Source organism: Yersinia massiliensis, assembly GCF_003048255.1.
Taxonomy (GTDB): Bacteria; Pseudomonadota; Gammaproteobacteria; order Enterobacterales; family Enterobacteriaceae; genus Yersinia; species Yersinia massiliensis_A.
On record NZ_CP028487.1, the window covers coordinates 2,821,494 to 2,833,725 of the forward strand.

Sequence of the window (12,232 nt, forward strand, 5' to 3'; positions counted from 1 at the left end):
GGTTTACTCCGAAAGGTCTATTGATACCACAGGTTGAGTGGTGCCGTCTGGCATCGACATAGTGATATCGATACCCTCCAGAGGATCGCCCACAATGGGGTAAAAATCCTCTGGGCCTTGGTAATACTCAATATCCAGCTCCATCAGTAGTTGAGCCATATGCCCTTCACCACTCGAATCCAGATCAATGGTTGAGCGAACTCGGGCAAACTGCTGTATTTGGCGGGTGAGGTCATAACTGTTGATCACCGCTCGTTCAATTTGTTCTCGCAACCGCTCGAGCGACAACTCTGCCTTGTTCGCCCCGTCATTCTCATTCTCACCGTCCAACTCCTGCAACCGGCCAGTAATGCGAACGGTGGTGATGGTGTTGAACTGTGGGGCGTTACGGCCTAATGACTGCTTTTCCTCGATAAGGGTTTGCACCAAAATAACCGGATACATTTCCTCGGTCGTTGGCCAGTCACGCGGGGAGTAGACGCGGTTTCCCGCGTCAGTATTCCCAACAATGGCATCAACAACCAACTGCCTGACCTGCGCTGTATTCATGTTTTTACCCGATTAAGAATGAGTTTGCTGCCACCGTGACTGTCTGGCTGAACATCTGCGACAGCAAACAAGGTATTGACTGGTTCATTAGCCACGACACCAATAAATACCCGATCCCCTTGTTTGGGTGGCGAACGAAACTCACTATCTCTGACCCCTAAAACGGGATTAGTGGTATTTATGGTGCTGCCATCATCCAGCGTATCGATGGTGGTGTAGGCCCGATCAAAGATGCCTCTGATGGTGTAAGTTGGCTTACCACCAGCGGGGCGATAATCAACCGGGTCACCAAATACCGAATGCAAGGGTGCAAGAAGATGCTGATCCCAGTTGATACCCATCAGCTACCCCGATTTATCTTCACACCATCATCGACAGTGATTGAGGGGCCTACAGCGCGTGCTGCCTGCTGCCGTAATGCTTTCACATCAGCAACCACGCCCAGACTAATCAGCCTTTCAGCATCATTATGTGGTAGGAATAAACGGCTATTCTCCTCATGAGTTTCCCCGCTATGGCGCAGGGTCTGGCCCTTTACCACCACAAGCTCCATCTCGTCAGAGTCATCAGCAGGACCATCACTCCCCAGTTCATTCTCTGTGGTGTTTTCCTGAGTCTGAGACTCACCAAAAACCGTGCTCTGATCATCTGATATTTCAGGTGTTTTAGGCGGTTCCTCACTCGTTGATGTCTCTTTTTGCACCTCAGGATCAGGCTGTGTTTCGTTATTATCCGTCACAACAGTCTGTTCCTGCGGGGTGTCAGCGGCGAACTCGGGCGGCAAGCCGCCCAGTTCGTTGATGCTGGCTTGCTGCTTGCTCGGTGTTTTTGCCATATCACACCACCGTCGCACAGAGGGAGGCATTCACCCGGCTTGGAATAACCAGCGGAGCGGATTGCATCATCAAATAACGCTGAGCGGGGTTCTTCATGGTCCATGATGACGGTGCAAACGCCAAAGGCCCGTAATTAAACTCAGGGTCCAGAATGACACCAAAGGCACGCGTCCCCATCAAGTCAGCACCTGACATCAATACGGCACCATCGGGGATCATTGGTTTTTCGATACCATCAACCGGGTCAATAAACCAATCGTTATACAACCACAAATCATAGTTTCCCCAGCGACCTTTATAGACTGCACCTTTTGAAATTCGTGGTCCGGCGTCAACCTGATTACCAAACGGACTCAATGCTGGGAATGTGATGGCATTGTCTTTAATAGAGGTATCGAGACGGAACGCTTTCCATGAGGAGGTCGTAAATACCAAGTCAGTGGCCACCGCCCCGGACTCTTTTAACATCAGTGTTTGCCAGTCTTCAATATCATCTGACGGTCGGGTGTTGGTCGTGCCTGCGGGAACAGATAAAGGCCATTTATCTGACCCACTCAGTGTAATGGTCAGAGAACTTGAGCGGCCGAAGTCAATCTCAGCCGTTTCAAACCCTTCACCCACGACCATAATTTTTGCCTTGGTCAGTGCACTGGCCGCCATCCATTCCAAGCGGCGGTTGATCATGTCAATTTGATCTTCCATTTCAAATTGAATATTGAGCATCTCACGTTCAGTGGCGGTGAACTCGCCGCCAATACGCTCGCCCATTTGGCGGCGGATAGGTTTTCGTAGATCTGGAACCCGCACATCTTTAATGTAAGCAGGCTTAAAGGTATTGGTCTGATATTTTCGGCTTTCAACCAAAAGACCGGCGACTAACGGGGAGACAAAAGGTGCCAAGCGGCGCTTACCGATGTCCACATCAATTGAAACCTCTTCAGTCTCATAGGTCACGATGTTAGGAAAGAAGCGATCCAGTAACCAGTTTTGGCTTGTTTTAAGGTTAGGAACAACCTGAACCAACGCGTTGGTATCAAAAATATTCATGTAGTATCTCTTTTAATTTTCTGGCAGCCAGAGCCACCAGATCAAGATTGAAGACGAGCAAACCCCTGCCAGGTGAGTGGCATTGAGTGCAAATCAGAAAGTGAGGTTTTAAACTGTTGCTTGGGTGCTGTCTTCGAGGAAGATTGAATACGTCCGAAGTGCCGTTTTTAACTCGGCCTGCGTCCATGAAGCATCATGAATAATGCGGTTTTGATTGAATTGTCCCATCAAGTATAGGCCCCCGCGCTGAGACGTTGTTGTTGTATCCACATCATCGACAAGGATCGCAACCGGCACTTCGCTGCCGTCATCCGCATCTTTTACTGACTTGATGTATTCGCCTGATGCTGTAATTTTTCCCATCACGGTGCCACGCAAATGGATTGCCGCTGCCTGAGCAATAACAGCGGTATCCGTGACCAGTTGCAGTGTTCCGGCGATTAACTGGTCGGGCACATACAGAGATGAGCGCATACCCGGCTGGAAAGCATTTTGTCCGAAGTTATCCATTATTTTTTACCCTTTGCTGAGTCATAGAGGCTGGTCATCTTATTGACCAGTGACGCGCCTTTTGATGCGGCGGCGGTGTCTTGTCCAGGCTGTACATTACCGTGGGCTTGCATCCGCTCATCCAAAGAACGTTTACGAGGGGCTGATGCCGGTGAAGTAGCTGCAGTGGAGGCAAGAACACGGATCACTGCGGCGGAACTCATGCCGGAATTGAGTGCCAGAGAAACCGCTAAATCTCCGCGCCCGGTAGCATGTTTGCTGCCAAAGATACGTGCACAGCGCTGACGCTCAGCACTGCGACCTTTTTTGACATTACGGTCGTCGGTATCATCATCACCGTCATCATCACGCCCTTCATCCGCGTCAGCATCATCGCTGTCATCATCGGCATCAGGGTCCTTTTCATCCTGATCGTCAGGATTATCGTTTGAATCGTCATCGTCCTCTTCAGCGTCAGGATCTTTTTCATCCTCTTCAGCCTGACGACCTTTGGCCTTTTTGGACTTTTCCTTATCGTCTTCGGTCTCTTCTGATGCTTTGGCCCCACGGCCAAACAGGTGTGAAAATCCTTTAATTTTCGCCATTACTTTTCTCCAACCAATGTTAATAAATCGCGGAATGCGACATCAGGTGAGGCAACTTGATCAGCTAGCCCCAGTTGCACGCCATCAGCAGCTAAGAAACAGGCCGCCTCGGTATCCCTGATGGTTCTCTCTGCTATCCCGCGATTGCGGGAAACGGTACTCACGAACAGGCGGCCCATCTCGTCAACATCTGACTGAATGGCTTTTTTCGCCTCTTCGCTTAAAGGTTCCCAAGGGTTTGACTCAGCTTTTCTGCTGCCAAAAGTGATTATCGTGACCTGCACCCCATCACTTTTGATGCGCTGCGACCAGTCAACATGCATCACGATGACACCGATAGAACCGACGCCGCCCGTTCGCGGGACGATAATCTTATCCGCCGAACTGGCCAGTGCATAAGCAGCTGAATAAGCATTTTCGGACAGGATTGACCAGATGGGTTTAGCGCCTCGGGCAGCATAGATTTCATCGGCCAAATCAAAACAGCCGGCGACTTCACCGCCCGGTGAGTCAATGTCAAAACAAATGCCCTTAACCGCATCATCATTCATTGCGGTCAGAAAGCTGGCCCGAATGCCGTCATAGCCTGTCATGCCGCTATAAGGTCGCAGGGTGCCTAACTTTTGCACCAACGTGCCCTGAATCGGAATAACTGCTATACCCTCGATGACGTCATAACCACAATCACGACCTTTGCGTGAAAAGAAATCATCCCCTTCATCATCCCAATCGCCATTAGACTGAATGCGCGTCAAGCCGAACCGATCAGTCAGTGCCGCCATAACCACTTCAGCCTTGTGCGGGTGAAGTGCCAGCGGGGTGTTAAATAGCCGCTGGGCTAAATGTGGAAGATTCACTGTGCCTCCGGTTTTTGTTGTTGATCAGGTGCAAAGGTGTCAGCTTGCAGCCATGTAGGGATAGGCAACCCACGCTCAATGTATGCCTCACGTTCTCGCTGGCGCTGATCCAGTAGTTCTTCCCAGTCTTCGCCCACGTTTTCAGCGGCTTCCATTTCGAGAGTAGACAATCCAGCCTCCATCCCAAGAATGGCCCCTTTCTTCTCTGCCACAGGGTCAACCCAACCACGCCCAGGCCCCATCCACTGCGCTCGACAATAGGCCGCTTTAGCCGCGAGAAAATCAGGTGCGCCATCCGGCAAGGGAACCTCACCTAAATCATGCAATTCTTCGATAAAACACGACAAAATGGGCTGGGCAAAGCCTGTTGCAAAATCATCGCGGCGGCGGGTCAGGGTTTTCCAAGCTTCCAACATGGCTGAACGGGCTGAGCTGTAGTTAACATCTGACCAATCCTGTGTCAGTTGTTGGGTGGAAATCCCCAATGATGCCGCGACATTCCGTAACGCCGCGCTTTCAAAAGCGACAAAATTACTGGTTGGTCGAACGGCATTTAATGCTGTCATGCTTTCACCGGGTGCCAGAATCGGAATTCGAGCGCCCCCTTGTAATGACAGGCGTTTTTCGTCGTGATATTCCCGACGCATGTCTTGATATCGGTTAACTTCCTCACCCGTATCAAGGGCATCCGCTACTAAACTTGGGTCATAAGGTGATGTGATAAAGGCGGCAAAAATTGAGTTCAGGATTGACGACTGCAACTCAACCTCATCGTACTTAATCAGCATCTTCAGCCGCTGAACGATGGGAGTGAAAATACTGATCCCCCGATGCTGAGAGGCCCGGTCACTGTCAAAGTCATGAATGACAATGGGGCGACCCCAGTCAGTTTCTCGCCGGATACGCTCCCACGTCATTGTCTCTTTACCGCTCCACCAGTCGCCTATGTGCGCTTTGCGAATGTGGTAAGCAATGGGCACCCCATCCTCATCAATCTCTACCCCACCGCGAATATTCAGCATGTCGAAATTTTGCTGAGGGTTGCTTAATCTATCCGGGTCGATGATCTGCATGGTCGTGGCGTACTGCGCACGACCGTAGCCAAGGCGGTCAGGGCGATATTGCATGACGCAGAGCGCATCACCGTCAGTCAGTTTGTGGCGGAATCCAAGGCGTAACAGTTGAGCGACGGTTTTCTTTCTTTCCACATCACAATAACGGTTTGGATCATTCGCCCAAATTCGCCAGCCTGATTCAATGGCCCGCCCATATTCATCAGCCCATTTCGCGTCAAATTGAGGATTCCCGGTCATTAGTGCCAGCGTCCGATAATCAACTTTGGCCAGCGGGCGGAAAGACGCCCCCACGGCATTATCCAAAATGCGGGTCACACTGCCCGAGGCCCAACCATCGTTACGAACCATGTCGCGAACGCGGGCAACCACCTGATCGCGGGAGGTATTAATTTCGTTATCCGGCGACCACAATGACGGTTGCCAGTTTGCCATGGTGTCACTGAATTGGTCAGCAGCATCATAGGGAACCCCTCTGGAGCCACTCAGCATTGATGCCCTTGATTGGGATGGCGGCAAGGGGCTACCGTCAGGACCTAAAATCCTTACTGGGTTTTTCATCAGTAACGTGGCCTTAACGCCCTGCGAGGACGTGGAACAATACCCAACTGAGCCTGAAGGAGTTGAATTAACCCCATAAGCTGACCAATATCAGTCTGCTGATACGCCACTGAGCGGGTGCCATCTCCTTGAGCATATGAAAACGACACCCCTTTCGAACCTACTGATAATTCGACATAGGCTTGTTGCGCTCGGTTTAATGCCTCTTCTAATTGGGCGCGAGTCATCGCACCGGCCAACAGGCTGGTGTTTGCGTTGAACATAGAAATCCTTAAGCCAGCCGTCTGGCGATGCTTTTTGTTATGGTGGGTTCAGATTCCTGAATAATGGCTCCCGGCAGTCGCAAGCTGGTTTTATCCTCCGGCTCAGAACGAGCAGGATGCAGAACTTTGTCGGGTTCGGATTCGATCAACAGTGCGCGGGTATTTAGTTTCAGCCCCATATGAAACAGGCCAGCAAGGGCAGCATAAGCATAAACTCGACAGTCCAGCGCTTCGTTAGCCTTGCCATGAGGCAAATCCCAAACACTGTAACGCTGACCAGCGGCCTCTTTCATGATCAGTCGCTCAGCGGTTAACTGGCTGAAATACCCCATATCCCGATCGGTTGAAAAATGCATATAACCGGGTCCGGGTTTATCAAGATGAAGACGGGCGCGAATAGAATCTTTTGCTGAGTTAACCCCTATAATGACCGGGCGGAACTGCGACCGATTCTTTGAGTTAGGCCGCTTGTTAGGCCAGATAGGGGAGCGTTTACCGCCAGTGGCGGATTCCCCTTTGATGGCCCATATCCGACGCCCCAGCCGTTCCTTGGCAAACTCATAGACCTTTTGTGTATGGTTGCCGCCGGAGTCATGACAGGCGGCCATGATGGTAAAACCACGGCCATCTGCCCGCCGCCAGATTTGTTTAAGGTAAGCATCAAGTCGAAGCCAAGGCTCTGCTGTTTCGAGGTCACCCTCAATCACGTCAAACGCCACAGACCAGCTCTCCTCATCCATCCCCCAGCCCACCACTTCTATTTCCAATCGGTCGGCCTGAGTGTCAATTCCCGCCGTCAGGACTGCAACGCCATCAGGAACTTCAGCATTAAATACTTCTCTTCGTGATAGCAGTTCATCGACAGGTAGGCGCTTACCGTAGTTGGGTCGGTGAGGTAGGCCCATTTGGGTATTCCACCAAGCCAACTCTTTATCTGGATCACCCTTGGCTTTAAGGTATTTAGCAGCGATATCAGACGGTTTATCTTTTTGCCACGGGCTGAATAATTTGGATGCCTGAAATCCCGCGTGGATATTCTCGACTCCCAGCGCCCCACAGTCAGGGCAAATAGCCCGATGCACCGCGTGACGCTCAGATTCAGACCAGCGCCACACAACACCGACGGCGGTCTGATCATCAACGTGCCATGCTTGTTCATAATGATTCAGCGGAACATGGCGCTGGCCACAACATTCAAACGGCTTGGTCTGGTGCCATTGAATGGTGCGTAGCGCTCTTAGCCGGTCACCCTCTGACCAGCCAGAACCACAGCTTTCACAGTGGATCATGGCGAGTTTTGTATGGTGTTTGTCTCCATCTGATGGCCAGTGAACATGCTTGAAGAAATCAGGAAATTGACGGTGGCCACAATGGGGACAGGCCATCGATGCCCGGCGCTGATCGGACTCTTCGTAGCTGGCCGCAATGCGGCTCTCATCTTCAACGGTCGGAGAGCAGGCGCGAACCGATAACCAGTTGAGGCCAAAAGTCGCCGTGCGCTCTTCCGCCAGCGTGATCGGGTCACCTTCACGGGTGATGGGGTATTTATCCACCTCATCCGCCAGCAGCACACGGATCGGACGACGAGCAAGGTTGTCTGGACTACCCGCCCCCGCCAGTGCTAAAAAGCCCCCCGTAAAGGATTTGTACAGTAATGTCTCTTTCGAATTTTTCTGCTTGTTGCCCCCCACCAACTGGCGAAGAGCGGGTGTGACCCTGATCAAGGGGGTAATGCGTTCTTTGGAAAACTGCTCCGCCGCATCCTCTTTAGGTTGCAATAACAGCATCGGGCAAGGATCCAGATGGGCGAAGTAACCAAACAGGTTTTCCAGCAATGCCGTTTTCATCAACTGGGTACAGCACATCACGGTGATGATATGCACCCCGGATTCCGTCGCCGCCAACATCGGGCCACGGGCAATCTCTACCGTTGAGGTGTCCCAGTCACCTGATGTGCTACCAGCCTCTTTTGCCAGTTTTCGGAATTCGTCGGCCCAATCAGGCACGCTAATACGGGGTGGCGGAGTCCAGCCCTTACGAACGCTGCGGAGAAGTCGGTCATGTTTGCTCTGCGTTAAACTCAGGTTCGCCGAGGCCAGAGATGTGTTTATGGACATATTCTAATAACACCTCGGTCATTCTGTCGGCGGGAACATCCAAGTCAGCCGCCATCAAAGGAGCCACCCTTGACGGCCAGTTCATCCAAGCATCTCGCTGAGCACGAAAAGCATCAAACAAAATACCCTCTGCGACCGTTAGCTCCACCAGTTGCCCGTCTTCTTTCTCAAACTCCAACTTGGTCAGTAACGCTAGGTAATTCTCTTTTACTCTACTGGATTCTTCGCGCGTCCATTCAACCCCATTAGCGAGCATGATCTCTTTGATGGTTTCGTCGGTACTGTCGTCAATGTCAGCGCCGGTAACTTTGACGGGCCGCTTTTTGCTGGCGTTTTTAGTGCGGGGATCTTTGCTGTCGCGCAAAGTGGCCACCGCTTTATCACTTTCCTCAACGTTGACCAAGTCACCATCAAGAACAATATATTTTCCGGCCTTAATCCAGCGGCTCACCGTCTTCCGATCAACGCCAGCATGTTTGGCGTAATCAATCTGCGTCATCGTGCTCATGGTGAAAATCGCCTCAGTGGGACATGGGACATTGCCGTGGGACATTTGCGTGGGACATTTTTTTGTGTCCCATCTAAAATGTCCCACGCAGAAAAACGGCTACAGCCGCGCGGCGTAAGGGCGGACGGTCACAGTTGCATAACTATGCACGTGGGACATGGGACACAAAATGAAAAATTTATAGCTGGTAAAACTGCACGGCGCGCAATGACCCGTGTAATAAATATCGCTGGGAAGGACCCATTTTTTTATTGAGACTGATTATCAAATGAACGTGCCGAACCATGGTGATAAAACTCCCCATAAGACTGTTGGCAGAACGAGTCGTATGCCTTGGCTGCATCATCAACGCACATAAAGCTACCTAATCGGTATTTCTTCCCATCCATCTGCGCCTGAGCAATCCAGCGATTACCTTGTTTATAGACACCCTTTGCGCCTGATGTATTAGCTTTAGTGATGCCAACATTCCTTTTGTTTTCAGCTCGAGTAGCAACACGAAGATTACCAATACGGTTGTCTACCTTGACCTCATTCACATGATCAATATGACCGCTGGCTTGCTCACCTGTCATGTAGAGCCATGCAAGGCGATGTCCCTTGTAGCGACGACCATCAATCTGTATTTCTATGTAGCCCGTTGTCATATTGGTGCGCCCAGCCACTGAGCCAGCTACAGCCCTAAAGCTACGATAGACCAGCCACGTAAATACACCGGTATCAGGTTCGTAGTGAAGTAGCTCTTTCAGCCTTTCCTGAGTTAACTCTTTCATGTATCACCTGTAATTTAGGCAATAAAAAGCCCCGCATAGGCGAGGCGCGTTAGCTATACAATGGTTGAGTGGTTTGTTATTTAGCCGTCTTCAGTGCCTGTTCGATTGCTAGGCTTAATGCACCGGGCATTAAAGCCTGTGCCATTACGTTTGCCCGGTCAAAGTATCCAAGCGTTGGCTTAACGGCCAGTGCATCACCAAACTGAATCAGTAGCTTAGGCGCTCTCTGCTTTTGCCTAGCTCTATGCACCCCATTAGGCGAACGCTTCTGACGCTTCTTAGCCTTTTTGCTCTTCTTGCCTTTCTTACGTTGGAAGAAACCATTAACGCCATTCACCTCTCCTACAAAGACATTTTCTTTAGCCTTGAGCTGCTGCGTTTTATTACGGGCTAAGTTGCCGAACTTATTCAGCTTTATGTTTTTGGGATTAAGCAATGCTTGACCATTGAGCTTGTGCTGACCGCCGAACTCGAACGGTTCGAGATAACTGGCAGCGATATCACGTACAAACACTTTGGCCTGTAATCGGTCTTTACGAGCACCAAACGAGCCGACGGAACTCACGGTGAAAGGGGTCGGATTATCTAGATTGCGCTGCATACCCACCTTCTGAGCGGCGGCAATCTGGCGGGCAACACTGGTTAGAGCCTGAGCTGCTGCAAAAGGGAGCTGCTTTTTTATCGACTGCAACTGATTGGATAAATCTTTAAGATTTGCCATGACCTATCCCTAAATAGAAAAGCCACCGGCTTATTAGGCTAGTGGCTTAGGTTGTGCATTATTGATGGCACTCAATGAATGCCACCTGTAATGTTTAATAGCCCTAATGGGTATGGTTGTTAAATATCAATTACAAGGAGCATCTAATGACAAAAGAACAAATGGAAATACTGATCGCTATGCATATGGGGCAGTGTACAGCCATGGTTCATCTTGCTAGGCTTTTCTCTGAATTAGCCAACATGGATAAAGAAGTTGTAGCAAAGTCATTCAAGGCAACCGCTGATCTCATAGGTGATAATGTGAAAAACAAAGAAATCATTGCAATGGTTCTCAACCAGATTGCTGCAGGCATCGAAACATCAGGTAAAAGTGGCGATGAACAAATGGAGCAGATACGTAAGCTATTACATTAATTTGCCCAGCAACTCACGCTGCATCTGATTTAATACTGTAGAGCTTAATTGAGTAGCAGGAACAGTAGCTTTGACGGTGACTGTTCCTTTTTTCTTTCTTAATAGCCAATACCATAATTTATTCATAGCTTTCTCCCGGCGCTCTGCCTCCACCCAATCCCAGTGCTATTGATGTGGGGTGCTGTTGATGATTAACCGGTCGTCAGTGACAACCTTTTGTAGTGCGGTGACCTTCTCGACTAACTTGTCGGCTCGTTCAGCGATTGAAATAAGAAACCCGACATCTGCGTCTGAAAATCCGCAGTCTCTGGCTGCATCAGTGAGCTGTCCACTGGCGGGAGTAACGGACATATCCCCAACTGAAGCGGAGAGACACTCGAAACGCTTTTGCAGCCTGATATTGCCAGCGCGATAAGCAGCAATAGTGCCTTTTGCTTTGTTCTCAGCATCTGCTACCCCTTGTTGATATGCTTTTAATCCGGCTGATTGTGCGGCTTGAAGTTGAGCCTCTTTCTCTTCAGCGCTCTTTTTGGCGGCTAGCTGTGACTCTAGGTCTAACTTATCCCGCTTAGTCCATTTAAGGGACCACTCCGTATCTTTGCTATCGCTGCCCCACCAGTACCCGCCACCGACTAAAACTGAAACCGTCAGTGTGACGGCTATCAATCCCAATAAGGTTTCTTTCATGCGGGTATCTCAATATGAGGCGCATCCAGAAACTTAGCAGGCTTGTCATTTGGGTTATCAGTCCACGTGATACCAAAACGCAGCTTAACGCCGAACTCTTTACCGGCGCGGTGCATGGCATCCAATACAGGCAACCAGCACTTATAGTTATTCCAGTCACCACCTACGGGGAATAGGTCTACAGCATTGCCAGAGATATGGCGGCTGTTCATGGTCTGACTCTTGCCAGTGGCCACCAGCTCCTTTTGCCTTTCTGTTGTGCGTAGCCCCTCAATCACGCTGAAATCGACGGTTGAAATCTCTAACGCACGGCGAACTACCTTTAATAGGTCTGGGTTAATGCCTTTGAGGTTATTCTCACTGCGCTGACTGAACCTGAAATTACTTGTCATTGTCCTTCCCTTCTTCAATCGGCCTGCCTGTTACCTTCCATTTAAATAAGCTGGATAAGTAATCCGTACCGAGATAACCAATGATGACGCTCGATATATAGGCGAGGTCTGTCGATAACCCGAAAAAATCAAGAACGTCCCGCACCGCAAACGCTATAGCGGCACACATCAGCGCATCTAAAAAACAGCGTCGAAATGGCTTCTCGTTATACCGCCCACGTAACCAAGCAATAATCCCAGCGATACCGCCATAGCCAAATTCGAGACGATGTGCGGCTATCCATCGGGTGATGATGTCCATGAGGTCAGGGTTGTTATGCATTTTCATATCTCCCCCT

The 12,232-nt window shown here is 50.3% G+C and carries 18 protein-coding genes; 1 reads left to right on the forward strand and 17 read right to left on the reverse strand.

Annotated features, from left to right (window positions below):
- Window positions 1-3: 3 nt before the first annotated feature.
- From DA391_RS13120 to DA391_RS13180, 13 genes are all read right to left on the reverse strand, one after another.
- Window positions 4-549 carry an ATP-binding protein gene (locus DA391_RS13120; RefSeq protein WP_108087803.1) on the reverse strand — a complete coding sequence of 182 codons (546 nt, stop codon included), beginning with the start codon at window positions 547-549 and terminating at the stop codon, window positions 4-6.
- On the reverse strand, window positions 546-890 hold the full coding sequence (locus DA391_RS13125; RefSeq protein ID WP_108087804.1) for a head-tail joining protein: 345 nt from the start codon (window positions 888-890) through the stop codon (window positions 546-548). Before DA391_RS13125 ends, DA391_RS13120 begins: the two co-directional genes overlap by 4 nt.
- Window positions 890-1,384 (reverse strand): hypothetical protein, encoded by a 495-nt coding sequence (locus tag DA391_RS13130; RefSeq protein WP_108087805.1) that lies wholly within the window; start codon window positions 1,382-1,384, stop codon window positions 890-892. The genes DA391_RS13125 and DA391_RS13130 overlap by 1 nt, the downstream gene beginning before the upstream one ends.
- Window position 1,385: 1 nt before the next feature.
- On the reverse strand, window positions 1,386-2,432 hold the full coding sequence (locus DA391_RS13135; RefSeq protein WP_108087806.1) for a major capsid protein: 1,047 nt from the start codon (window positions 2,430-2,432) through the stop codon (window positions 1,386-1,388).
- A 108-nt stretch (window positions 2,433-2,540) separates the two neighbouring features.
- The gene (locus DA391_RS13140) at window positions 2,541-2,942 is read right to left on the reverse strand and encodes a head decoration protein (RefSeq protein ID WP_108087807.1); all 402 of its coding nucleotides are present in this window, start codon (window positions 2,940-2,942) and stop codon (window positions 2,541-2,543) included.
- Entirely contained in the window at window positions 2,942-3,526 is a 585-nt protein-coding gene (locus DA391_RS13145) for a DNA primase (RefSeq protein ID WP_108087808.1), read from the reverse strand. The genes DA391_RS13140 and DA391_RS13145 overlap by 1 nt, the downstream gene beginning before the upstream one ends.
- Window positions 3,526-4,383: a S49 family peptidase gene (locus DA391_RS13150; RefSeq protein ID WP_108087809.1), complete on the reverse strand. Its 858-nt coding sequence runs from the start codon at window positions 4,381-4,383 to the stop codon at window positions 3,526-3,528. Before DA391_RS13150 ends, DA391_RS13145 begins: the two co-directional genes overlap by 1 nt.
- Window positions 4,380-6,017, reverse strand: coding sequence for a phage portal protein (locus DA391_RS13155; RefSeq protein WP_240624732.1), 1,638 nt, complete (start codon window positions 6,015-6,017; stop codon window positions 4,380-4,382). Before DA391_RS13155 ends, DA391_RS13150 begins: the two co-directional genes overlap by 4 nt.
- On the reverse strand, window positions 6,017-6,280 hold the full coding sequence (gene gpW / locus DA391_RS13160; protein WP_050944301.1) for a gpW family head-tail joining protein: 264 nt from the start codon (window positions 6,278-6,280) through the stop codon (window positions 6,017-6,019). The genes DA391_RS13155 and gpW overlap by 1 nt, the downstream gene beginning before the upstream one ends.
- Before the next feature lie 8 nt (window positions 6,281-6,288).
- Window positions 6,289-8,397, reverse strand: a complete 2,109-nt coding sequence (locus DA391_RS13165; RefSeq protein ID WP_108087811.1) for a phage terminase large subunit family protein — start codon at window positions 8,395-8,397, stop codon at window positions 6,289-6,291.
- Window positions 8,339-8,905 (reverse strand): hypothetical protein, encoded by a 567-nt coding sequence (locus DA391_RS13170; RefSeq protein ID WP_108087812.1) that lies wholly within the window; start codon window positions 8,903-8,905, stop codon window positions 8,339-8,341. The genes DA391_RS13165 and DA391_RS13170 overlap by 59 nt, the downstream gene beginning before the upstream one ends.
- 248 nt (window positions 8,906-9,153) lie before the next feature.
- Window positions 9,154-9,678: an HNH endonuclease gene (locus tag DA391_RS13175; protein WP_108087813.1), complete on the reverse strand. Its 525-nt coding sequence runs from the start codon at window positions 9,676-9,678 to the stop codon at window positions 9,154-9,156.
- Between the two features lie 76 nt (window positions 9,679-9,754).
- The gene (locus tag DA391_RS13180; protein ID WP_108087814.1) at window positions 9,755-10,399 is read right to left on the reverse strand and encodes a hypothetical protein; all 645 of its coding nucleotides are present in this window, start codon (window positions 10,397-10,399) and stop codon (window positions 9,755-9,757) included.
- Window positions 10,400-10,545: 146 nt separating this feature from the next.
- Here DA391_RS13180 and DA391_RS13185 point away from each other — a divergent pair, with 146 nt between their 5' ends.
- Window positions 10,546-10,815: a hypothetical protein gene (locus DA391_RS13185; RefSeq protein WP_108087815.1), complete on the forward strand. Its 270-nt coding sequence runs from the start codon at window positions 10,546-10,548 to the stop codon at window positions 10,813-10,815.
- Here DA391_RS13185 and DA391_RS24605 read toward each other — a convergent pair.
- Genes DA391_RS24605 through DA391_RS13200 form a run of 4 tightly spaced genes read right to left on the reverse strand, consistent with a single transcriptional unit; the run spans window position 10,807 to window position 12,222 of the window.
- On the reverse strand, window positions 10,807-10,941 hold the full coding sequence (locus DA391_RS24605) for a hypothetical protein (RefSeq protein WP_276308703.1): 135 nt from the start codon (window positions 10,939-10,941) through the stop codon (window positions 10,807-10,809). The two genes, DA391_RS13185 and DA391_RS24605, sit on opposite strands and share 9 nt — an antisense overlap.
- Window positions 10,942-10,980: 39 nt before the next feature.
- On the reverse strand, window positions 10,981-11,502 hold the full coding sequence (locus DA391_RS13190) for a DUF2514 family protein (RefSeq protein ID WP_240624734.1): 522 nt from the start codon (window positions 11,500-11,502) through the stop codon (window positions 10,981-10,983).
- A complete protein-coding gene (locus DA391_RS13195; protein ID WP_108087816.1) occupies window positions 11,499-11,894 on the reverse strand; it encodes a M15 family metallopeptidase in 396 nt (131 codons plus the stop codon). Before DA391_RS13195 ends, DA391_RS13190 begins: the two co-directional genes overlap by 4 nt.
- Window positions 11,884-12,222: a phage holin, lambda family gene (locus DA391_RS13200; protein ID WP_108087817.1), complete on the reverse strand. Its 339-nt coding sequence runs from the start codon at window positions 12,220-12,222 to the stop codon at window positions 11,884-11,886. Before DA391_RS13200 ends, DA391_RS13195 begins: the two co-directional genes overlap by 11 nt.
- Window positions 12,223-12,232 lie beyond the last annotated feature (10 nt).